18 protein-coding genes and 2 pseudogenes are annotated in these 22,879 nt (G+C 63.4%); 11 read left to right on the top strand and 9 right to left on the bottom strand.

Annotation, left to right across the window (positions count from 1 at the left end):
- Positions 1-25 precede the first annotated feature (25 nt).
- The 4 genes from cobM to ACIP1G_RS26125 all read left to right on the top strand — a co-directional run bounded on the left by cobM (position 26) and on the right by ACIP1G_RS26125 (position 5,209).
- A complete protein-coding gene (gene cobM, locus ACIP1G_RS26140) occupies positions 26-778 on the top strand; it encodes a precorrin-4 C(11)-methyltransferase (RefSeq protein WP_400742232.1) in 753 nt (250 codons plus the stop codon).
- A gap of 66 nt (positions 779-844) precedes the next feature.
- On the top strand, positions 845-1,087 hold the full coding sequence (locus ACIP1G_RS26135; RefSeq protein ID WP_400742229.1) for a DUF1272 domain-containing protein: 243 nt from the start codon (positions 845-847) through the stop codon (positions 1,085-1,087).
- Between the two features lie 221 nt (positions 1,088-1,308).
- Positions 1,309-1,923 (top strand): response regulator, encoded by a 615-nt coding sequence (locus ACIP1G_RS26130; RefSeq protein WP_400742226.1) that lies wholly within the window; start codon positions 1,309-1,311, stop codon positions 1,921-1,923.
- Positions 1,924-1,936: 13 nt separating this feature from the next.
- Positions 1,937-5,209 (top strand): transporter substrate-binding domain-containing protein, encoded by a 3,273-nt coding sequence (locus ACIP1G_RS26125; protein ID WP_400742223.1) that lies wholly within the window; start codon positions 1,937-1,939, stop codon positions 5,207-5,209.
- Here the strand turns inward: ACIP1G_RS26125 and ACIP1G_RS26120 are convergent.
- From ACIP1G_RS26120 to ACIP1G_RS26110, 3 genes and pseudogenes are all read right to left on the bottom strand, one after another.
- Positions 5,184-5,615, bottom strand: a pseudogene (locus tag ACIP1G_RS26120) (methyl-accepting chemotaxis protein); the annotation flags it as partial. The gene ACIP1G_RS26125 and the pseudogene ACIP1G_RS26120 overlap by 26 nt on opposite strands.
- A gap of 105 nt (positions 5,616-5,720) precedes the next feature.
- Positions 5,721-6,503, bottom strand: a pseudogene (locus ACIP1G_RS26115) (PAS domain-containing protein); the annotation flags it as partial.
- Between the two features lie 367 nt (positions 6,504-6,870).
- Positions 6,871-7,890 carry a LacI family DNA-binding transcriptional regulator gene (locus tag ACIP1G_RS26110; RefSeq protein ID WP_400742221.1) on the bottom strand — a complete coding sequence of 340 codons (1,020 nt, stop codon included), beginning with the start codon at positions 7,888-7,890 and terminating at the stop codon, positions 6,871-6,873.
- Between the two features lie 207 nt (positions 7,891-8,097).
- On the opposite strand from ACIP1G_RS26110, the gene ACIP1G_RS26105 reads away from it, so the two are divergent.
- From ACIP1G_RS26105 to ACIP1G_RS26095, 3 genes are all read left to right on the top strand, one after another.
- Positions 8,098-8,637 (top strand): gluconokinase, encoded by a 540-nt coding sequence (locus ACIP1G_RS26105; protein WP_400742218.1) that lies wholly within the window; start codon positions 8,098-8,100, stop codon positions 8,635-8,637.
- 110 nt (positions 8,638-8,747) lie between these two features.
- Positions 8,748-10,100 carry a GntP family permease gene (locus tag ACIP1G_RS26100; RefSeq protein WP_400742216.1) on the top strand — a complete coding sequence of 451 codons (1,353 nt, stop codon included), beginning with the start codon at positions 8,748-8,750 and terminating at the stop codon, positions 10,098-10,100.
- Between the two features lie 84 nt (positions 10,101-10,184).
- Complete coding sequence (locus tag ACIP1G_RS26095; protein ID WP_400742214.1) at positions 10,185-10,490, top strand: hypothetical protein; 306 nt, start codon at positions 10,185-10,187, stop codon at positions 10,488-10,490.
- 150 nt (positions 10,491-10,640) lie between these two features.
- On the opposite strand, the gene ACIP1G_RS26090 is transcribed toward ACIP1G_RS26095, so the two are convergent.
- From ACIP1G_RS26090 to ACIP1G_RS26075, 4 genes are all read right to left on the bottom strand, one after another.
- Positions 10,641-12,068, bottom strand: a complete 1,428-nt coding sequence (locus ACIP1G_RS26090; RefSeq protein ID WP_400742212.1) for a sigma-54-dependent transcriptional regulator — start codon at positions 12,066-12,068, stop codon at positions 10,641-10,643.
- Positions 12,058-13,530 carry a sensor histidine kinase gene (locus ACIP1G_RS26085; protein WP_400742210.1) on the bottom strand — a complete coding sequence of 491 codons (1,473 nt, stop codon included), beginning with the start codon at positions 13,528-13,530 and terminating at the stop codon, positions 12,058-12,060. The genes ACIP1G_RS26090 and ACIP1G_RS26085 overlap by 11 nt, the downstream gene beginning before the upstream one ends.
- Positions 13,531-13,828: 298 nt before the next feature.
- On the bottom strand, positions 13,829-15,289 hold the full coding sequence (locus ACIP1G_RS26080; protein WP_400742207.1) for a sensor histidine kinase: 1,461 nt from the start codon (positions 15,287-15,289) through the stop codon (positions 13,829-13,831).
- A gap of 167 nt (positions 15,290-15,456) precedes the next feature.
- On the bottom strand, positions 15,457-16,050 hold the full coding sequence (locus ACIP1G_RS26075; RefSeq protein ID WP_400742204.1) for a lytic transglycosylase domain-containing protein: 594 nt from the start codon (positions 16,048-16,050) through the stop codon (positions 15,457-15,459).
- Positions 16,051-16,236: 186 nt separating this feature from the next.
- On the opposite strand from ACIP1G_RS26075, the gene gspG reads away from it, so the two are divergent.
- Together gspG and ACIP1G_RS26065 are read left to right on the top strand one after the other, a co-directional pair.
- On the top strand, positions 16,237-16,662 hold the full coding sequence (gspG, locus tag ACIP1G_RS26070; RefSeq protein ID WP_003253843.1) for a type II secretion system major pseudopilin GspG: 426 nt from the start codon (positions 16,237-16,239) through the stop codon (positions 16,660-16,662).
- Between the two features lie 11 nt (positions 16,663-16,673).
- The gene (locus ACIP1G_RS26065) at positions 16,674-17,864 is read left to right on the top strand and encodes a type II secretion system F family protein (protein ID WP_400742201.1); all 1,191 of its coding nucleotides are present in this window, start codon (positions 16,674-16,676) and stop codon (positions 17,862-17,864) included.
- Here ACIP1G_RS26065 and ACIP1G_RS26060 read toward each other — a convergent pair.
- Together ACIP1G_RS26060 and ACIP1G_RS26055 are read right to left on the bottom strand one after the other, a co-directional pair.
- A complete protein-coding gene (locus tag ACIP1G_RS26060) occupies positions 17,858-19,165 on the bottom strand; it encodes an LLM class flavin-dependent oxidoreductase (RefSeq protein WP_400742198.1) in 1,308 nt (435 codons plus the stop codon). The two genes, ACIP1G_RS26065 and ACIP1G_RS26060, sit on opposite strands and share 7 nt — an antisense overlap.
- A 131-nt stretch (positions 19,166-19,296) precedes the next feature.
- On the bottom strand, positions 19,297-20,232 hold the full coding sequence (locus ACIP1G_RS26055) for an ABC transporter substrate-binding protein (RefSeq protein ID WP_400742195.1): 936 nt from the start codon (positions 20,230-20,232) through the stop codon (positions 19,297-19,299).
- A gap of 273 nt (positions 20,233-20,505) precedes the next feature.
- Between ACIP1G_RS26055 and ACIP1G_RS26050 the strand changes: the two genes are divergently transcribed.
- A complete protein-coding gene (locus ACIP1G_RS26050; RefSeq protein ID WP_400742194.1) occupies positions 20,506-21,114 on the top strand; it encodes a cysteine dioxygenase in 609 nt (202 codons plus the stop codon).
- A complete protein-coding gene (locus tag ACIP1G_RS26045) occupies positions 21,111-22,697 on the top strand; it encodes a rhodanese-related sulfurtransferase (RefSeq protein ID WP_400742191.1) in 1,587 nt (528 codons plus the stop codon). The genes ACIP1G_RS26050 and ACIP1G_RS26045 overlap by 4 nt, the downstream gene beginning before the upstream one ends.
- Positions 22,698-22,879: the final 182 nt, after the last annotated feature.

The raw sequence follows: 22,879 nt of genomic DNA, 5'->3' as shown, positions 1-22,879 counted from the left end.
CTCTTCTTTCTTGCAAGGACTTTCAATGACGGTCTACTTCATCGGCGCCGGCCCCGGCGACCCGGAACTGATCACGGTCAAGGGCCAACGGCTGATCCGCCAGTGCCCGGTGATCATCTATGCCGGCTCACTGGTACCTGCCGCCGTGCTTGAAGGCCACCAGGCCGAGACCGTGATCAACAGTGCCGAACTGCACCTGGAGCAGATCATCGCGGCCATGCGCAATGCGCACGAACAAGGCCAGGATGTGGCCCGGGTACACAGCGGCGACCCCAGCCTGTACGGCGCCATCGGTGAGCAGATCCGCCACCTGCAGGTGCTGGGCATCGATTACCAGATCATCCCCGGGGTCACCGCCACGGCGGCCAGCGCAGCCCTGCTCGGCTGCGAACTGACCCTGCCACAGGTGGCGCAGACGGTGATCCTCACCCGCTATGGCGACAGCTCGCCGATGCCATCGGGCGAGCAACTGGGCGACCTGGCGCGCCATGGGAGCACCTTGGCGATCCACCTGGGGGTCAAGCACCTGGCGCGTATCGTCGATGAGTTGCTGCCGCACTACGGCGCAGACTGCCCGGTGGCGGTGGTGCATCGCGCCACCTGGCCCGACCAGGACTGGGTGCGCGGCACCCTCGGCGATATCGTCAAACTGGTTGCGGCCAAGGCCTTCCGGCGCACGGCGCTGATTCTGGTGGGCCACGTGCTGGGCGACACGCCGTTCGCCGAGTCGGCCTTGTACCGCGCGGGGCACGCCCACTTGTACCGCCCTGGCGACTGAGCATTGCCAGGCTTGCCGCGGGCGTAGCAGACTCCAGGTTCCCGCCTGCGAACAGGAGTCATGCCCATGCTGGATTTACGCCCCAACTGCGAGTGCTGCGATACCGACCTGCCGGGTGACAGCCCCGACGCGCTGATCTGCTCCTTCGAATGTACCTTCTGCCGCGCCTGCGCCGAAACCCGCTTCCAGGGCCGTTGCCCAAACTGCTCCGGCCAATTGGTGGCCCGCCCGACACGGGCCGGCCAGGCGCTGCTCAATAACCCCGCCTCGACCCAGCGCGTGAAAAAAGCACACTCCGCCTGCGCTTGACTGGCCGCAAAAAACAGACATCGCCGCTTTGATAGGGTGATGTCTTTCTCGTTATTTGTAGGAAATTTCGACAACAACCACGGGGTTTATCAACACTTCTATACTCGGCATTACCAAACTTCGGGAATGGTCGTATCGTGCAGCGCTTCCGATAACCCCACTTGCAGACGTATTCCTGAGTGTTCCAGGAAGCGGACCACATCCCGACAGGAGTTTTCCCCATGACAACTGTGCTGATCGTCGACGACCACCCCATCGTCCGGCTGTCCTTGCGCCTACTGCTCGAGCGTGAGCGCTTCCGTGTCGTCGGCGAGGTCGGCAATGGCAGCGAAGTGGCGCAGGTAGCCCGCGAACTGCGCCCGGACGTGGTCATTCTCGACATCGGCCTGCCCGGCCTGGATGGCATGGAAGTGATCAAGCGCCTGCAATGCCTGGAACCAGTACCCAAGATCATGGTGCTGACCGGGCAAGCCACCGACCTGTACGTGCGGCGCTGCCTGGATGCCGGCATCGGTGCCTTCGTCACCAAGGAAGAGGACCACGAGGCGCTGCTGTTTGCCCTCAAGGCCCTGGTCAAGGGCTACTCGACCTTCCCGCAGATGTCGGTCAACAGCAACTCGCTGGAAAGCGAGCCTGTGCGCCTGGCCAGCCTTTCCAACCGGGAAATGGAAGTGCTGCGGCGCCTGGCGCGTGGCGAAAACAACAAGAACATTGGCACCTGCATGAACCTCAGCGCCAAGACCATCAGTACTTACCGAGGCCGCATCATGGAAAAGCTCAAGACGGAATCCTTGGTTGAAATGGTCGACCTGGCCAAGCGCAACAGCGTCTACTGAGGGCTTGGCAGCCATGAAGCGCCTGCTGGCGAGCGCCCTTCTGGCCATCGGCCTGGTGGGTTCAAGCGGGCTGTCGGCCAACAGTGAACCGCGCCAACTGCTGGCCCGCTCGGTCAGCGCCGCAGCGCCGCTATCGCTGCCCAGCGAAGACCGCCAGTGGTTACAGCAACGCCAACACCTGGTACTGGGCAGCTCGCGGCCCGACTACCCGCCATTTGAAATCAACGTCAGCCAGCACGACTACGAAGGCCTCAGCGCCGATTACGCGGGTATCATTGCCGAACAGCTGGGCATAACCATCGACGTACGCCGCTTCGACAGCCGCCACGAAGCCATTGCCGCGTTGCGTGATGGCCGCATCGACCTGCTGGGTAGCTCCAACGCCTTCGAGGCCGCAGATGCCCAGCTCAGCCTTAGCGCCCCCTATGCTGAAGACCTGCCGGTGGTCGTCACCCGCGAGGGGCGCAGCTTGAAGAACACGCCCGACCTTGCCGGCCTGCGCCTGGCCATGGTCGATCATTACCTGCCGGCCAGTACCGTACGCGCCCTCTACCCCAAGGCACAATTGAGCCTGTACCGTTCGGCCCTGGCCGGGCTGGCTGCCGTCGAACTGGGCGAGGCCGACGCCTACCTGGGCGACGCCATCAGCACCGACTTCACGATCGGCAAGAGTTATCAGGGCGCGTTGAAGATCGACCATTTTTCCCAAACTGCCCCCGAGGCCTTCGCTTTTGCCCTGGCCAGCGACAACCCGCGCCTGCATCGGCTGGTCGACCAAGCGCTGGCGCGCATCAGCGAAAGCGAACGCCTGAACATCCTGCGGCGCTGGAGCAGCGGCAACACCAGCCTGCTGTTACAGCGCCACCTCGCCGCGCTGACCGCCGAAGAAGAGGCCTGGATCGCCGCCAACCCTAGCATCGACGTGCTGATCAATACCTCCCTGGCGCCACTGACCTTCAACGATGCCCAGCACCACCCCAGCGGCATCACCCTCGACCTGCTCAAGCAGATTTCGTTGCGCACCGGGCTGCACTTCAAACCCATCGAAAGCACTTCAGCCTATGCGATGGTTGAACGCCTGGGCCAAGGTGATGCACAGATGATCGGCGCCCTGGGCTACGGCGCAGACCGCTCCAGGCAACTGCGCTATACCCGCCCGTACCTGGTCAGCCCAAGGGTACTGGTCACCCGCAGCGACAATGCAGCGCCGGGGCAAGCCAAGGCCCTGGACGGCCAGCGTATCGCCCTGGTACGCGGCTCACCGCAACGGGCCGTGTTGCAGCAACGCTACCCGCAGGCCAGGCTGGTCGACGTGGACAACCCCCTCGGCCTGATGGAAGCCGTGGCCAACGGCACTGCCGACGTCGCCCTCAGCAGCCATATCAATGCCGCCTACTACATCAGCCATGTGTTCAAGGGCCGCTTGCGCATCGCCCGTGTGCTCGATGACGACCCGGCCATCGCCGCCTTTGCCGTGGCCTCCGACCAACCGCAGCTGCAAGCCATACTCGACAAGGCATTGCTGAGCATACCGCCAGAAGAACTGGACCAGTTGATCAACCGTTGGCGCACCAGCACGCTGGTCAGCGACAGCCCGTGGCGCGACTACCGCACCCTGGCCTTGCAGGTGCTGGTGTTGTCGGCCCTGCTGCTGGCCGGGGTGGTGTTCTGGAACAGCTACCTGCGCAAGCTCATCAATCAACGCACCGAGGCCCAACATGCACTGCAGGCGCAATTGGCGCTCAGCCGCGGCCTGCTTGAACAGTTGCGCCAGGCCAAGGACGACGCAGAACAGGCCAGCCACACCAAAAGTACCTTCCTGGCCACCATGAGCCATGAAATCCGCACCCCGATGAATGCTGTGATCGGCCTGCTGGAGCTGGCCCTGGAAGACAGCCGCAGCGGCCGCTGTGACGCCCAGACCTTGCAGACAGCTCATGACTCGGCCATCGGCCTGCTTGAACTGATTGGCGATATTCTCGACATTTCACGCATCGAGTCCGGGCACATAACCCTGCAACCGGTAGCCACCAACCTGGTTGAACTGGTACGCGCCACGGTTCGGGTGTTCGAAGGCAATGCGCGAGCCAAAGGCCTGCATCTGCACAGCGAGCTGCCCGCTTCGCCCGTCTGGGTTGTGGCTGACCCGCTGCGGCTCAAGCAGGTGCTGTCCAACCTGATCAGCAACGCCATCAAGTTCACCGACCGTGGCGAAGTCCAGGCCAGCCTGGTGCTGGCCAAGGACGCTGAGCAAAACAGCCTGGCAATTGAACTGAATGTGCGCGATACCGGCATCGGCATCAGCCCCGCCGACCAAGCCCGGCTGTTCAATGCCTTCGTCCAGGCCGAGGGCCCGCGGGCACGCCAAGGGGCGGGGCTGGGGTTGGTCATCAGCCGCACCTTGGCCGAGTTGATGGGCGGCACCTTGGGCTTGCAGAGCGTCGAAGGCGTCGGTACCAAGGTTCAAGTGAACCTGCAACTGGCCACCTGCGCAGCACCGACACACATTGAGCAGGAGGTGCTGACACTTGAAAGCAACAGCGGCCCGCTGAACATCCTGGTGGTCGACGACTACCCTGCCAACCTGCTGTTGCTGGAGCGGCAACTGCATACCCTGGGGCATCACGTAACCCTGGCGCAGAACGGTGAAATCGCCCTGGCACGCTGGCAGGCCGCGCGCTTCGACCTGGTGATCACCGATTGCAGCATGCCGGTCATGGACGGCCACGTACTCACCCGCCGCATTCGCGCCCTGGAGGGCGAACGCGGCCTGACAGCGTGCCGAATCCTCGGCGTCACCGCCAATGCCCAGGCCGAGGAGCGTGACCGCTGCCTGGCCAGCGGTATGGACGAATGCCTGTTCAAGCCGATTGGCCTGCGTACGCTCAAGGCCCACCTGCCCCAGGCCCACTCCCGGCTACAGCCCGCGCAAGCGCGCCACAGCGGGTTCAACCTGGCTGAGCTGCGCCACCTGACCCAGGATGACGAACAACTGACGCGGCATTTGCTTGAACAACTATCTGTAAGTGTCGGCGAAGACCTGGCTGCCTTGTGCGCGCTAGGCCAGGATACGCCTGATGAGGCTGTCCGCGCCCTGGCCCACCGTATCAAGGGCGGGGCCAAGATGATCAGGGTGCGCACCGTGGTCAAGGATTGCGAAGCCATCGAACAAGCCAACGCACAGGGGCAGCCAACCGTTGACCAGCGCGCACAACTGCAAGCCAGCCTGCAGGCCCTGCTTGACGAAATGCGCGATGCGCTCAATGCAATTGCAGCGTCGAACTGATCTGGCTGATGGCATCTACCACGTGCCGTGAGCCCTGCTGAATTTCCATGATCACCGTACCCGCCTCGTTAGCCAGCGCCACGCCGTGGCCGGTGCGGTTCAGGCTTGACTGCATACTGGCCACCGCCAACAGCGACAGGTCGTGGTTCTGCCGCACCACATCGACGATTTCCAGGGTTGCCTTGCTGGTCCGCGCCGCCAGGTTGCGCACCTCATCGGCCACCACGGCAAAACCGCGCCCATGTTCGCCTGCACGGGCCGCCTCGATGGCTGCATTCAGGGCCAGCAGGTTGGTCTGATCGGCGATGCCGCGAATGGTCAGCACGATCTGCCCGATCACGTCCGATTGCTTGCTCACCGCGTCGATGCTGCGCGCGGCGTCGTTAAGCTCCTGGGAAATCTGCTCGATCACCTGCACCGTCTGCTGCACCACCTCGGTGCCCTTGCGCGCGCAGGCGTCAGTCTGCACCGAGCTGGCATGGGCGGCGTCGGCGGCGCTTTGCTGGGTGCTGACCTGGTGGGTGATGTCGCTGGCGAACTTCACCACCTTGTACAGGCGGCCCTTGCTGTCGAAAATCGGGTTGTAGGAGGCCTCCAGGTACACCGTCTGGCCTTGCTTGTTGATGCGCTCGAAGCGGTGCGAATGGTATTCGCCACGGTTGAGCGACGCCCAGAATGCGCGGTACGCGGCAGACTCACGCTCATGGGCCAGGCAGAACAGCCCGTGATGGCGGCCGACCACCTCATCAAGGCGGTAGCCCATGGTGTCGAGGAAGTTCTGGTTGGCCGTGATCACCCGGCCTTGCGGCGTGAACTCGATGACCGCCATGGAGCGGCTGATGGCCTTGAGCAGGCTTTCGCTCTCATGTTCCAGCACCACCCGCTGGCTGATGTCGGTGGCCACCTTGATCACGCTGCTGACTTGGCGCTGCTCATCCAGTACCGGCATGTAACTGGCTTCCAGCCAAACCTCGCGCCCGGCCTTGTCGATACGTTCGAAAGTACCGCTGATGGCCTTGCCCTGCCCCAGTTCACGCCACAGCTGCTGGTATTCGGCGCTTTTCGCGTAGCCAGGCTCACAGAACAGCCGGTGGTGCTTGCCACGCAATTCGTCGGCGCTGTAGCCCATGGCCTGGCAGAAGCGCTCGTTGGCATCGAGGATGGTGCCGTCGGGGGCGAACTCGATCATCGCCATGGAACGACTGATGGCTGCCAGTTTGGCTTGTGCATTGGCCAAGGCCTGGTGGCTGCGCTGGATCTCGAGCAGGTCGGACTTGCGATGGAAATCAAACATGAAGCCGGGCTCCTTTGTGCGCGGTTTCATGAGCATAGATCGGGTGGTGCAAGTCGTGATTTTTGTGCTGCCTGTAAGATCGAGCGCCGCCCGCGCGGCGCTTCGCGGCACAAGGCCGCTCCCACATCTGTTTCGGGCCAGTTACTCCTGCCACCTGCGCACTCGCACCCTGGGTGCATGGCTGGAGATTGATGAAGAGCAGCGGCGCAGCCGATATCGAGGGGAACAAACAAGGCGGCCAGCGGTGACCTCACAGAAGTGACTGGCCCGAAACAAACAGTGGGAGCGGGCTTGTCCCGCGAAGCGCCGCGCGGGCGGCGCTCGATCTCAAAACCACCACACCACTCAAGACGAACTCAAGACGAACTCAGGAACTCTCCCGCACCATCAGCTCAAAACCCAAATCCTGCTGCGCATTCGGCACCCGCTTGCCATCGAGCAACGCCAGCAGCGCCTGCGCCGCGCCGCGCCCGACGGCGGCCCGTGGCGTGCGAATCGAGGTCAGCCGCGGCACCATGTGGGCCGAGGCCGGCAGGTCGTTGAAGCCGACCATCGCCACCTGCCGCGGCACCTCTACGCCCTCACGCAACGCCTGCAGCACCGCGCCCTGGGCCAAGTCGTCATTGCAGAAGAAAATACCGTCCACATCCGGCGCCTGCTGCATCAGCTGGCTGAACAGTGCGCTGCCCAAGGCAATGGAGGAAGGGGCCGGGGCCAGTACCTCCAGCTCGGTAGCCTGCAAACCGGCTTCGGCCAACGCCTGGCGGAAGCCTTCGGCACGCTGCATCACCCGCGGGTCGAGCTGCGCGGCAATGAACGCCAGGCGCTTGCGGCCGCGCTCGATCAGGTGCCGGGCGGCAGCGCGCCCGGCTTGCTGCTGCGAAAAGCCGACCGACAACGCCCCAGCCTCACCATTGAGCTCCATCATGTGCACGCAGGGCACACCGCTGGCGGCCAGCATCTGCCGCGCTGCATCGCTGCGCTCGAAACCGGTCAGCAGCATGCCGCAAGGCTGATAAGCCAGGTAGTTGCGGATCAGGTTCTCTTCTTCGGCAATATCGTAGTGATAGTTGCCGATCAGCACCTCTAGCCCGCGCGGGCGCATGACCTCGTGAATCGCTTCCAGGGTGTCGATGAACAGCTGGTTGGACAGCGACGGGATCAACACCACCACTGACTGGCTGCGCGCCGAGGCCAGTGCCCGGGCTGCCGGGTTGGCCACATAGCCCAGGTTCGCCGCTGCGGCGACGACCTTTTCCACCAGCTCTGGCGCGACAGTGCTCACCCCACGCAAGGCGCGCGAGGCGGTAATCGGGGAAACCCCGGAAAGCCTGGCAACTTCTGCCAGGGTGGGACGACCTGTGGTGCGGGAGCCGGTGCGGGACATGGATGTTGTAATTTTACTACTTGCAAGGAGAGGGAACGGCCACTAAGGTAGCGCTGTCTCAGGACGCAGGCAATGTAATCTTTGGTAGCAGCCACAACGTGCTCGCCACCAAGCGTCCATACTGCGTAAGGACAAGACCAATAACACCGGGGAGGTGGCTGTTCGTCGACGACGAGACAGCGCTATCTCACCCCGCAGGAGGTACTGATGAATTCTCCCCTGTCCGCCATCGTGGTGATGGGCGTGGCCGGTTGCGGCAAAAGCTGCATCGGCGCCGCCATTGCTGCCAGAAGTGGTGGCCGCCTGATCGAAGGCGACGCTTTTCACCCTGCCGAAAACATCCGCAAGATGAGCGCTGGCATCCCCCTTGACGACAGTGACCGCGCCGGCTGGCTGGTACGCCTTGGTGAGGAGCTGCAAACCACCACCCAGGCTGGGGAGCGCCCGATCCTGACCTGCTCGGCACTCAAGCGCCGCTACCGCGACACCTTGCGCGATGCCATGCCCGGCCTGGTGTTCGTGTTCCTCGAACTGACGCCCGCCGAGGCCGAAAAGCGCGTGTTGGCCCGCCCCGGCCACTTCATGCCAGCCAGCCTCATTGACAGCCAGTTCGCTGCCCTGGAATCGCCACGCGGCGAGCCACTGACGCTAGCGCTGGACGCCACCCAGCCCATCGAAGCACTGGCCGAAGCGGTGGACCGCTGGCTAAAGCGCTGCGGTGAGCAGGGCCTGGCACAAACCGCCTGACCCGGCGGTTTTCCCGGCTCACCCAAGACAGCGCTACCTCGCCCCGTGACCGTGGGCAAAGTTGCAAAAAGCTACGCCCAAAACAACGATAAGACCGAGGCCTTCAAACCATGTTCGGACTGGCTACTGATACCTTTCTGCTGCTCGACGCGCTGGTTACCATCGTCGGGCTGATCCTGCTGATCACCCACTTCAAAGTGCACCCCTTCGTTGCCCTGACCATCGCGGCCGGCTTCCTTGGCCTGACCTCCGGCATGCCGGTGGCCAAGGTCATGAAATCGTTCCAGGACGGTTTTGGCGGCGTATTGGGCTTCGTCGGCATCGTGCTCGCCCTGGGCACCATGCTCGGCAAGCTGATGGCCGACTCCGGCGGTGCCGACCAGATCGCACAAACCCTCATTCGCGCCTTCGGCAAGAAGAACGTGCACTGGGCGATGATGTTCGCCGCCTTCCTGGTGGGCATCCCGCTGTTCTTCGAGATCGGCTTCGTGTTGCTGATCCCGCTGGTGTTCATCGTTGCCCGGCGCTCCGGCGTGTCGCTGGTCAAGATCGGCATCCCGCTGCTGGCCGGCCTGTCGGTGGTGCACGGCTTGGTGCCGCCGCATCCGGGGCCGTTGCTGGCGATCGGCATCTTCCATGCCGACATCGGCAAGACCATCTTCTATGGCCTGATCGTGGCGCTGCCCACCGCGATCATCGCAGGCCCGCTGTTCGGTAACTTCATTTCGCGCTACATCCCGGGCAACCCGTCCCAGGAACTGATGGACCAGATCGCCAAGGAGTCCGACCAGGGCAACCTGCCGAGCTTCACCGTCACCCTGGTCACCGTGCTGCTGCCGGTGGCGCTGATGCTGTTGAAGACATTCGCTGACGTGGTGCTGCCCGCCGAGCACATCGTGCGCCAATGGATGGACCTGATCGGCCACCCCATCACCGCCCTTCTCGCCGCCCTGCTGCTGGCCTTCTACACCTTCGGCTCGGCCCGTGGTTTCAACCGCCAGCAGATCATGAAAATGCTCGACCAGAGCCTGGCGCCGACTGCGGCCATCGTGCTGATCGTGGGCGCTGGCGGCGGTTTCAAGCAAATGCTGGTGGACACTGGCGTCGGCAACGTGATCGGGCAAATGGCCGTGCAGGCAGAGATCTCCCCGATCATGCTGGCCTGGCTGGTGGCAGCGGTAATCCGCATCGCCACCGGTTCCGCTACTGTCGCCACCATTACCGGCGCAGGTATTGTCGCGCCGGTGATCGACCTGGTGCCGGGGGTGAACCGTGAGCTGCTGGTACTGGCTACCGGTGCCGGCTCGCTGATCCTGTCCCATGTGAACGACGCCGGTTTCTGGCTGGTGAAACAGTACTTCAACATGACCGTGGCGGAAACCTTCAAGACCTGGAGCATGATGGAGACCATCCTCTCGGTGGTCGGCATCATCTTCATCATGTTGCTGTCGACGGTGGTGTGACCGTTGATCGGGGTCATGGCACCTTGAATATCCGGGTAGGGCCGAAGGGAAGTATGAACCCTACCCGAAGCAAAGGAGCCTGCCATGCCCCGCTCAAGCATCCTGTTGATTACCCTGCTCGCCGCGCCGCTGGCCTTGGCGGCCGGCACCGGCCCGACCTACCCCGACGACCCGCACAACCCGGCGCCCAGGCCGGGCGTGGACAGCACTCTGAACCCGATCGAAAAGCCCATGCCACGGGACACTGACCCGCGCATTCAGGGCAATGACCCGGAAAGCCCGCCGGCAAAGCAGAATGACAACCGCGATTTGCCGGGGATGGATGGCAGTGGGTCGGACGGGACGACTGGGCAGCAGGGTGATAGCGGCACCAGCACCGGCAATCCCTGAGCACGCTACCCTTGTAGGAGCGGCCTTGTGTCGCGATAGGGCCGCATAGCGGCCCCAAAATTTCAGCCTTGCTGGAGAGAGTGCCGGGGCTGCTGCGCAGCCCGATCGCGACACAAGGCCGCTCCTACAAAAAGCAGTATCTTGCCGGCCTTACCACTGGCGCTTGTCAGGCCGGGTCAGCCCCAACTTCTCGATCCGGTAACGCAGCATGTCCCGCGACAGCCCAAGCATCCTCGCCGACTTGGTCACGTTCCAGTCGGTGCGGTCCAGGGTCTTGCACACCAGGTCACGCTCCATGTCTGGCAGGCTGGTCCCCGGCTCCGGTTCGTGTCGCGGCATTTCGAACATGGCCGGCGCCGGCTGCTGCACCAGCGGCTCGTCGATCAGGGTCATGCACAGGTTCAATTGATGCGCCTGCACCACCTCATTCGGCGCCAGCAACACCGTCTGCTCCAGCATGTTGCGCAACTCGCGGACGTTGCCTGGCCAGCTATAACCAAGCAACAGGCTTTCCGCCTCGGCAGAAAAGCGCAGGTTCGGCTTGCCATAGCGCCGACCGTGGTGGGCCAGGAAGTGCCGGGCCAGCAGCAACACGTCTTGCCCGCGCGCATACAGGCGCGGCACCTTCACGGCAATGATGCGCAAACGGAAGAACAGGTCGCGGCGGAACTTGCCCTGCTGCACCATCTGCTCAAGGTTGCAGTTGGTGGCGCTGATCACCCGTAGGTCGACCTTACGCTCTTTCACCGCGCCAATCCGGCGGATGCTGCGGTCTTCCAGCAATTTGAGCAGTTTGGCCTGCAGTATCAGGTCCATTTCGCCGATCTCGTCGAGGAACAGCGTGCCGCCGTCGGCAGCCTCCACCAAACCCACCCGGCGGTCCTTGGCATCGGTGAACGCGCCCTTCTCGTGGCCGAACAACTCGGCCTCCAGCAGGTTGGCAGGGATCGACGCACAGTTGAACTCGATGAACGGCCCTTTGCTACGGGAACCATCAAAATGCAACGCTCTGGCCACCAGTTCCTTACCGGTACCGGTTTCGCCTTCTACCAACACCGGCGGCAAGTCTTCGCTGGCCATGCGCCGCTCGGCATCCAGCACCTGGCGCAAGGTGTGCTTGAGGGTAAGCATGGCCGGTGACTCGCCGATCAGGGCCTGCAACCCAGACTTCTGCGCCTCGCGCTCCTGGTAGAACGACAGCGTGCGCTCCATGCGCTCGGCAGCCAGGGCCTTGTCCAACGTCAGCTTCAGCTCTGCCAGCACCACCGGCTTGGTCAGGTAATGGAAGGCGCCCTCCTTCATCGCCTGTACGGCATCTTCGACATTGCCGTAGCCGGTCATCATGATCACTTTCAACTCCGGCGCCTGCGCCACCAAGGTACGCAGCAGGTCATGCCCGCTCATGCCAGGCAGCGAGTTGTCGGTCAGCACCGCGTCGGGCTGGGCCCGCTTGACCTGCTCCAGCGCCAACTCCGCGCTGTGGCACACGGTCACCTCAAAGCCCTTGAGGCTGAGGTAGGTGCGAATGTTGTCGGCGAGGATTTCATCGTCCTCCACTACCAGGATGCTATGCTCCATGGTCCCCTCCCGCTGCGATATTGAATGTAAGACTGACGCGGGTTCCTTCCTCTTCGCGGCTGCTCAAACTGACCGAGCCGCCAAAACGTTCCATGATGCGTTTGACCAGGGCCAGGCCTACACCGAGGCCGCCCTGCTTGGTCGTGAAGAACGGCTTGAACACCATCCGCTCCTGCTGTTGACTCATGCCTTTGCCGGTATCGGTAAGTACTAACTCGGCGCGCTGGCCTTCCTGTACATTGACCTGCGCAGTCAGCATGCCGCCATTTGGCATGGCCTCCAGGGCATTGGAGAACAGGCTGTTGAGAATTTGCGTGAGCTGCAGCGGCTGGCTGGCCACCCACTGCACATCAGGCCCTTCGAAATGGAAGCGCACACCGCTGCGCTCGATCTGCTGGATGAAAGCCAGGTGGGTATCCTCGATGGCCGCAACCAGGTCCACCGCCTCGGCCTCGTCGCTGGCTGGGCGCAATGACACCAGCAGGTCGCGTACCCAGCGCGACATGCGGTCGACCTGGCTGATGATGTCGGTGATGTTCTTCTGCGCCATCGGGTTGGCGATTTCCTGGGCCAGTTCCGCGCTGGAGCGGATGTTGGCCAGCGGGTTGCGCAGGCTGTGGGCCACCGCCGATGACATTTCACCCAGCGCAACGTAGGTTTCACTGGCCACCAACCGGTCCTGCTGCAGGCGCAGCATCAACGCTGCCCGACGCACGATCCAGAACAGGCCGAAATAGATCAGCGCGCCGCCCACCAAGGTCGATGCCCAGATCAGCACATAACCGCGCTGGATACGCCGCACCAGGTCCTGCGGTTCCTTGTAGATCTCGACCATGGCCATGACCTGCTCGCCTTGGCTGTCGTACAGCGGAATGTAGTTCTCGATGAACAGGTACCTGGGCTCACGCAAAAATTTCTGCTCTTCGCGGTCGTCTTCGGCCTGGTGGTAGCTGGCCGATACCGCCTTGCGCGAGCGGAAGGCCCGATCGAGATCGCCATCGGCCTCGATACGCTTGCCGATAAGCTCCGGGTTAGTGGACCAGACGATCGTCCGGTCTCGGGCGTAGACGTTGGACAGCAGGCTATCGGGCAGGTGCTCCACATGGTCGAGGAACTCGACCCGGGTCGACTCGGCCAGCGCCGGGGTGAACTGCAGGTGCTGCTGGTCCAGGCGCGGGTCGAGCAACTCACCCATGGTGGTGCCTGGAGGCAACTGTGAATGGCGTACTTCCGCCTGGGCCATGGCCTGGATGAACTGGGCGGTTAGCATGGCATCGCGCTCGACGCTGTCCCGCACCACAAAGCGCGTCGACACATAACCAAGCCCGCCCGCCACCGAGGCGATGATCAGCAGGCTGATCAGCGAAAACCAGCGCAGCAGGTTGAACTCCCGCAGCGGTATGGCCAGACCGTTGGCGTTCGCGCCTGCCTTGTCGGGAACTTCGTTATCCAGCATCTGCATTGCGTGGTTCCCGCCCAGGGCGTCCGTTCAGAAATACATCAACATGACGAAAAGCGGCATATTGATATGGATTCCACCTGCGCAGCCGCAGCTGCCATTTTTCGCGTATCACGCTGTGCACAGCACGCTGCAAAAACTCAGCCAGTTTACGTGCAAAAACTTTAATAGTTATTTTTCAGCTACTTGCATGTTTCAGGTAAATGCACTTCGGGCTCAATTCCCCATCATTGGGTATTTCTCACCCATAATATGTAAAACCGTTTAAATTCAGATAGTTATACAACTTAGTTAATTCAATCTAAGACGATTTCGCCAAGCGGAAGTTCAACGACACCCGGGTGCCATGGCCCTCGCTGCTGCTAAGCCTGGCCGAACCCCCAAAGCGTTCCATGATGCGTTTGACCAAGACCAGCCCCACGCCCAGCCCACCCTGTTTGGTGGTGAAAAAGGGCCGGAACGCCATGCGTTGCTGCTCTTCGTTCATGCCCTTGCCGTTGTCGGACAGCCGCAAGGTCAGGTTGCGCCTGTCCTGGCGTACGACTTCCACGCGCAATTGCCCTCCCTGCTCCATTGATTCCAGGGCGTTGGCGATCAGGCTGCTGAATATCTGCCGCAGTAACGCCGGGTGCCCCAGCACCTGCACTGCCGGTAACGGCTGCAGGTCTAGGGTGACCCCGCCGCGCGCCAGCGGTACAGCGAAGGTTTGCAGGCTTTCCTGCAGCGCCTGCGACAAGTCCACGGCCACCGCCTCATCGTTGAGAGGGCGCAGTGATTGCAGCATCTGCCGAATCCACTGCGACATGCGGTCGACCTGGCTGATGATGTCGTTGATATTGCGCTGCGCCGAGCCTTCGTCGAATGCCTGTGCCAACTCGGCACTGGAGCGGATACTGGCCAGCGGGTTGCGCAGGCTGTGGGCCACCGCCGAAGACACCTCACCCAGCGCCACATAGGTTTCACTGTTGATCAGGCGCTTCTGCTGTACTGCCAGCAGCCGTGCGGCACGGTGCATGATGCCGTACAAGCCGACGTAGACCAGCCCGGCCCCGACGGTGATCGCCAGCCAGATCAGGATCAGGCCATGCTCGATACGCACGATCAGGTCGTGGGGTTCTTTATAGATTTCAACCATCGCCGTGACCTGCTCGCCATCGGCGTCGAACAGCGGAATGTAGTTTTCGATGAACAGCTGCTCGGGCGGGGTGACGAACTTCTGTTCGGCGCGTGCCTGTTCGAAGTCGTGGTAGCTGGCCGAGACCCGCATCTTGTAGTCGAAGGCCCGGTCCAGGTCATCATCGCCTTCGATCAGTTTGCCAACCAGTGCCGGGTTGCTGGACCAGATCACCGTGCGATCCGGGGCATAGATGTTGGCCAGCAGCATGTCCGGCAGGTGGGCAATGTGGTCAAGAAACTCGCCGCGCGCCTTGCGCCGGGCATCCGGGTCCACGTCGGGTAAATTGGCGCGGTCGGTGCGCGGGTCGAGCAGCTCGCCCATGGTACGTACATTGGGGATCGACACATGGCGCACTTCGGCGTCAGCAATGGCGGTGATGAACTGCGCGGTGAGCAAGGCGTCGCGCTCGACGCTTTCGTCGATGATGAAACGGCTGGAAATCAGCCCCAGCCCGGTGGCCACCGAGAGGATGATGGCCAGGCTGACCCAGGCATACCAGCGCAGCAGGTTGAACGGCTTGCGCGGGGCCGCCACCTCGTTACCGGCTGGCACTTCTACGGCGTCGGAACGGGGGGCGACGTCCATGGCGGACTCCACATCTGGGCACCTTTGAAGGTTATAGCCCAGAGTTGGGGAAGCAGTAGTGTTAAATTGATGGCATCCGCCGAAGGGTAATCCTGCCGTTCCTCCAATGCACGCGATCGTTGTAGGAGCGGGTTTACCCGCGAAGAATCCAACGCGGTGGATGGCAGTTACAAAGGCGAATCATCCGCCAACCCCTGCAACTTGCGGTATTCCCGCAGCACAGTAGGTACATAGCGCCGGGTCTCGGCAAATGGCGGCACCGCGCCACGTCGCATTACAGCATCGGGGCCGGCATTGTAAGCCGCCACAGCCAGGGTGATGTCGTTGTCGAACAAAGTGAGCATGCGCTTGAGGTAGCGTGCCCCGCCCTGCACGTTGTCTTCCGGGTCCAGGCGGTCTTCCACGCCCATCTCGCGGGCGGTATCCGGCATCAACTGCATCAAGCCCACCGCCCCCGCTCGCGAACGGGCCTTGGGGTTGTAGCCAGACTCGGCCTTGATCAGCGCATGCAACAGCGCCGGGGGAACGTTGTGGATCTTCGCCGCAGTGGCAACCACCTGCGCATAGGGCCGGCCGGTGATCATCTGCGCATTGGCCGGGCCTGCCTGGGCCAACGGCTCGTTGATCACCTTTTCGTAGTGGCGTCCGGGTCGATGGACGTTGGTCAGTACGTAGCCGCCCTTGGCATCGATGGAAATGTACACATCAGCCTGGGCAGCACCTGCCACCAGCCAGATCAAACCGAGGATGAGTCCACGCATGTCGGTCGCCTCTTTGTCGTGGCCCCCGATGTGGGGGAAATGCCCCGGAAAACCCGAGGACAATGACCACGACGCAAGCACTGTGCCGCTTCCTGTACCGCATGGCGCAAGGCCCCGAGGCAGACGTGCACGGCTGTTGCATGGTGGCCTGTCAACGCTTGTCCCCATGCAGTGGAGGGCTTCACCATGCAGCGCAGAACCAACCCGCAACGTGGCTTCACCCTGCTTGAACTCCTGGTGGTACTGGTGGTGCTCGGCCTGTTGGCCGGCATCGTCGCACCCAAGTACTTCAGCCAGCTCGGCCGCTCCGAGGCCAAGGTGGCGCGAGCACAGATAGAAGGGCTGAGCAAGGCCCTGGACCTGTACCGCCTGGAGGTCGGCCACTACCCCAACAGTGAGCAAGGCCTGCAGGCGCTGGTGGTCGCCCCCAGCGGCGAAGCGCGCTGGACTGGCCCGTACCTGCAGAAGGCCGTGCCGCAAGACCCGTGGGGGCGCCCGTACATCTACCGGCAACCCGGCGAGAACGGCGGTGAATACGACCTGCTGTCGATGGGCAAGGACGGCCAGCCGGGTGGCGACGGGGAAAACGCCGAAATCACCAGCTGGCAGTAAGGAGAGCGGCCATGCGCTACAGCCTCAAGGCCCTGGGCAGACAGGGCGTGGTGCAGTTGCAGATTGACGCCGAGGACGCCGACCAGGCCCGCCGCCAGGCCGAGGAGCAAGGCTTGCGCGTGCTCAGCCTGCGTGGCCAAGGCGGCGCCCTGCGCGGCATGGCGTGGCGCCGCGAGGCCGCCTTCGACCTGGTGCTGTTCAGCCAGGAACTGTCGACCCTGCTCAATGCCGGCCTGCCGCTGATCGACGCGCTGGAGAGCCTGGCAGAAAAGGCACCTGCGGCGGCAACCCGCAAAGTGCTGGCCGACCTGGTACGCCAGTTGTACGAAGGCCGCTCGCTGTCCCTGGCCCTGGGCCAACAGCCACGGGTATTCCCGCCGCTGTACGTGGCACTGGTGCAATCCAGCGAACGCACCGGCGCGCTGGGCGACGCCCTGGCCCGCTACATCAGTTACCGCCAGCGCCTGGACCTGGTACGGCAGAAATTGGTGGGGGCCTCGGTCTACCCGTTGCTGCTCCTGCTGGTGGGCGGCGGCGTGGTACTGTTCCTGCTCGGTTATGTGGTGCCGCGCTTCAGCCAGGTGTTCGAGGGCATGGGCACCGAATTGCCCTGGCTGTCACGGGTACTGATGCAGATCGGCCTGTTCCTGCATGCCCAGCAACTGCCACTGGCCCTGGGCACTGTCGGTGGGGTCACGGCCCTGTGGCTGCTGCGCCGGCACCCGCGGGTGCGGCACTGGGCATCCTGCCAGCTGCGGCGCCTGCCAGCGCTGCACCAGCGCCTGATGATGTACGAGCTGGCACGCTTCTACCGCTCGCTGGGCATTCTGCTGCAAGGTGGCATTCCCATCCTCACCGCCATGGGCATGGCCCACGGCCTGCTCGGCAGTGCGGCGGCCGAAGGCCTGCAACAGGCCAGCCAGCGAGTGGGCGAAGGGCTGCCGCTGTCCGATGCCCTGGAAGCCGGGCACCTGGTCACGCCGGTGTCGCTGCGCCTGCTGCGGGCCGGCGAACAGTCCGGCAACCTGGGTGAAATGCTGGAACGCTGCGCCGACTTCCATGACCAGGAAATCGGCCGCTGGGTGGAATGGTTCGTGAAGCTGTTCGAACCGCTGCTGATGACGTTCATTGGCCTGCTGATCGGCCTGATCGTGATCCTCATGTACATGCCGATCTTCGAACTGGCCTCGAGCATTCACTGAATCGCCAGGCCCAGGCTTGCGCGCAGGGTGCTGCCCTCGTAGGCGGTGCGGTACAACCCGCGCTCCTGCAGCAACGGCACCACCTCCTGGGTAAAGCGGCGGAACTGCCCTGGGTGGCCGATGTAGATGTTAAAGCCATCCAGCGCTCGCGCCTCGAACCACTCGGCCATTTTGGCCGCAACCGTTGCTGCCGAGCCGACGAAGGCCCCCGGCCGCAGCTGGCGCCCGAACTCCACGGCCTGGCGCAGGCTCAAGCCCTGCTGCCGCGCCTGGTCGGCGATACGTTTGGCGTTGGTGAAGAAGCTGCTGCGCGCATGCTCCAGGCTTTCTTGCGGGAACGGTGCGTCGAGGTCGTACTGGCTGAAGTCGTGCCAGCCGAAATTGCGCCCGAATTCCTTGAGCGCCAATTCGAAACTGTGGTCCTGCAGGTGGTAATGGCGCTCGATCTCGCGGGCATGTTGGTCCGTGTCACCGACGTAGATTTCGGCCCCGGGCAATACCAGCAATTGCTCAGGGTCACGCCCCAGCCGCGCGGCGCGGTTTTTCACGTCGCGGTAGAACGCCTGGCCCTGTTCGATGCTGGCGGCGTGGGTGAAGATCACGTCCGCCGTGGCCGCCCCCAGCTCGCGCCCTTGTTGCGAATCACCGGCCTGGAAGATTACTGGCTGGCCCTGGGGTGAGCGCTGGATATTCAGCGGCCCCACCACCGAGAAATGCTCGCCCTTGTGGTTCAGCGCATGCATCCGGCTTGGGTCGAGAAACTGCCCGGTGGCCCGGTTGCGCGGGAAGGCCCCGTCTTCATAGGAACGCCACAGGCCCTGCACCACGGCCACGTGCTCCTGGGCGCGGGCATAGCGGGTGTCGTAGTCGTAATGCTCGTCACGGCCGTAGTTGCCGGCGGTACCGGCATCGCCACTGGTGACCACGTTCCAGCCGGCGCGGCCCTTGCTGATCAGGTCCAGCGAGGCCAGGCGGCGGGCGACGTTGAACGGTTCGTTGTAAGAAGTGGTCAGGGTACCGACCAGGCCGATGCGGCGCGTGGTCACTGCCAGCGCCGAAAGCAGGGTCAGCGGCTCCAGGCGGTTGAGGTAATGGGAGGGCGAGCCGGGGGTGATGTACTGGCTGTCGACGATGAACATCAGGTCGAACAGCGCCGCCTCGGCCTGGCGAGCGATGTCGATGTACCAGTCGATGTTGACGCTGGCGTCGGCGGGCAGCTCCGGGTCGAGCCACAGGTTGTGCCGGCCGGGGCCGCCGCAGCCCATGGTCAGGGCGCCGAGTTTGATCTTGCGGGTGGGCATGGAAGCTCCTCTGGAATGATGGTGCCTGTGCCGGCCTCTTCGCGGGTAAACCCGCTCCTACAAGGGATCTTGAAACCATTGCGATCGTTGTAGGAGCGGGTTTACCCGCGAAGAGGCCGGTACAGGAAAACTCAGTGCTCGAACGCCGCCGCGAACGAGGTATCGAACAGGCTCGCCGCCGGGTAGGCCTTGATCAGCCCCAGCCCGGCAAAGAAGTCCACGGTCTTCTGCGCGTCCACGATCACCTGCGGGTTCAGTGGCGCCACATCGGTACGCGCGCGGGCAAACCAGACACGGGCAATGTCGCGGTCAGCGCGGGTGCGCTTGGCCCAGGCATCGGCGTAGGCCTCGGTATGCGCGGGGTCGCTCAGGGTCCAGTCACGGGCCTTTTTCAGGCGCTGAAGAAAATCACTGATTTGCGCGCGCTTGGCCTCCACCGCCTTGGCATTGGCCACCACAAAACTCTGCGCCGGGATCAGCCCTTCGGCCGTGGCCAGCACGCGCGCCCCTTGGCGCTGCTGCTGGGTGACATACGGCTCCCAGGTGGCAATCACGTCCACCGAGCCGCCATCCAGCGCATGCGAGGCGTCCAGGGCGCTGAGGTAGCGCAGCTCCAGGGCGTCACGCGGCACGGCGGCCTTGTCCAGCGCGGTGAACAGCAACTGCTGGCTCCAGGAGCCCTTCCAGATCGCCGCGCGCTTGCCACGCAGGTCTTCGAGGCTGTGAATGTTCGAGTCCTTGCGCGCCAGGATGGCCACGCCATCGAGGTTCTGCCGGCTTACCGCAATCACCTTGATCGGCGCGCCCAAGGCACCGAGAAACAACGGCGGCGCGTCGCCCAGCAGGCCGACGTCCAGGCTGCCCACATTCAGCGCCTCGGCCACCGGCGAGCCGGCGGTGAACTGCTTCCATTCCAGGGTATACGGCAGGTTATCGAGCACGCCGGCCGCTTCCATCACGGCGCGGGCATTGAAGCTCTGGTCGCCAACCACCAGGGTTTGCGCGGCAGCCGCCAGGCTGAGAGAGCTGGCCAGCACACCGGCAGCCAATTGCTTGAGGTATCGCACGTTCGTCTCCAGGTACCGTCGGGGTACTTAAGGCCGATCCGCGCGTGCGGTCTCGTGGGGTGGTCAAAGGGCTTACATATTCGCTTTGAATATAACCAGCGCAATGCTTATAAGCTATCTATAAATAGCAACGCCGTGAAATTCGTTTTGGGCATAACCTAATGCCCTGCGATTAAATGCAATATTTGCATATTAGCTTATTCATATTTTTACTTTTGAGAATATTCAGTGCGTTTGCTAGGGTTTAACCAAACCGTCAGCCGAGCCTGAACCATGACCCACCCCCTACGCTTCGAGCGCCTGCGCCACTTCATCGACGCGCTTTCGCAACTGCTGGACCGGGAAACCGACGAAGCCACCCTCCTCGACCAAGGCCAGGGCCTGCTGCGCAGCCTGGTCGCGCATGACGACTGGTTGCCCGAGGCACTGGCGCAGCCGGACCCGGCCCGTTACCAGCAATACCTGCTGCACTGCGATTCACGCCAGCGCTTTTCCATTGTCAGTTTCGTCTGGGGGCCTGGCCAGCAGACCCCCATCCACGACCACCGGGTGTGGGGGCTGATCGGCATGTTGCGCGGCGCCGAATATTCTCAAGGCTTTGCCCGCAGTGAACACGGTGCGTTGCTGCCGGCAGGCGCGCCAGTGCGCATCGAGCCTGGCCATGTGGAGGCGGTTTCGCCACGCATCGGCGATATCCACCAGGTCAGCAATGCCTTCGACGACCGGGTATCGATCAGCATTCATGTGTATGGCGCCAACATCGGCGCCGTCAGCCGCGCGGTGTACCTGCCCGACGGCACTGAAAAACCGTTCATTTCCGGCTATTCCAACAGCCTTCTGCCCAACATCTGGGACCTGTCCAAAGAGAACCTTGCCCCATGAGCACCATTGCCACCCGCTCCTACCACGATATTCGCCGGGCCTTGCTGGCCCATGAAGAACTGGCACTGATCGATGTACGCGAGGAAGACCCATTCGCCCAGGAACACCCACTGTTCGCCGCCAACATCGCGCTTTCCAAGCTGGAACTGGAGGTATTCGCCCGCGTACCCCGCCGCGACACCGCCATCACCCTGTATGACGACGGCGAAGGCCTTGCGGCCCAGGCCGGTGAACGGCTGCTCGCACTGGGCTACACCGATGTTGCGCTGCTGGACGGTGGCCTGGGCGCCTGGCGCGCTGCCGGCGGTGAGCTGTTCCGTGACGTCAACGTACCCAGCAAGGCCTTTGGCGAACTGGTCGAAAGCGTACGCCACACCCCGTCGCTGGCGGCCGAGCAGGTGCAGGCGCTGCTGGATGCCAAGGCCGATGTGGTGGTGCTGGACGCCCGCCGCTTCGATGAGTACCAGACCATGAGTATCCCGGGCGGCATCAGCGTGCCGGGTGCCGAGCTGGTGCTTAGGGTTGCCGAGCTGGCGCCCAGCCCTGCCACCCAGGTGATCGTCAACTGCGCCGGGCGTACCCGCAGCATTATCGGCACCCAGTCGCTGGTCAATGCCGGCATCCCCAACCCGGTAGCGGCCCTGCGCAATGGCACCATTGGCTGGACCCTGGCCGGGCAAACCCTGGCCCACGGCCAGCAGCGCCGCTTTGCCGAGGTCACCGACAGCAACCGTGCAGAGGCCGCGGTGCGTGCGCGCAGTGTGGCCGACCGCGCTGGCGTGGCGCGCCTGACGCATGAGGGCCTCAGGGCCTGGCAGGCCGATGCGCAGCGCACCACCTACCTGTTCGACGTGCGCACACCGGAGGAGTTTGCCAAGGGCCATCTGCCGGCCAGCCGCAGTGTGCCGGGCGGGCAGCTGGTGCAGGAAACCGACCATGTCGCCAGTGTACGTGGGGCGCGCATTGTGCTGGTGGATGACGACGGCGTGCGGGCCAACATGAGCGCCTCATGGCTGGCACAGATGGGCTGGCAGGTGGCGGTGCTGGACGGCTTGTCGGCGGCCGACTTCAGTGAGACCGGCGAGTGGCAGGCGCCGCAGCCGGCGTTGCCGGCAGTGACCGAGATCGGTGTCGAACAACTGGCGACCTGGCTGCAGGCGCCGGGTACGGTGGTGCTGGACTTCACCAGCAGTGCCAACTATGTGAAACGGCATATTCCTGGTGCGTACTGGGGTATTCGAGCGCAATTGCCGCAAGTGCTGGAAAAGCTCCCGGTTGCCGAGCGCTATGTGATGACCTGTGGCAGCAGCTTGCTGGCGCGTTTTGCTGCCGTTGACCTGCAGGCACTGACGCAAACCCCGGTGTATGTGCTGGAGGGTGGTACGGCGCGCTGGATTGCTGCGGGCCAGGCGCTGGAGAGCGGCGAAACGCGCCTGGCCGTGGCGCGTACAGACCGTTATCGCCGGCCTTATGAAGGGACGGATAACCCGCGTGAGGCGATGCAGGGGTATCTGGATTGGGAGTTCGGCTTGATTGCTCAGCTGGAACGGGATGGGACCCATGGGTTCCGGGTGCTGAGCTGAGATAGCCCGGGGGCGCCTGTGGGGATTACCCTGGTGCCGGTCAGTTAAGGCATCCAGGTGCATGCCTTGGTATTTGAGGTGGTGCACAGATCGAGCGCCGCCCGCGCGGCGCTTCGCGGCTAAAGCCGCTCCTACGTTTGTTTCGGGCCAATTATTCCTGTGGGATTTGCGCGCGAACGCCT

The organism is Pseudomonas sp. NPDC089392 (assembly GCF_044749595.1).
In the GTDB taxonomy this organism is placed as follows: Bacteria; Pseudomonadota; Gammaproteobacteria; order Pseudomonadales; family Pseudomonadaceae; genus Aquipseudomonas.
The sequence above is the reverse complement of the archived record's forward strand: the minus strand, read 5'-3'. Positions and strand labels throughout refer to the sequence as shown.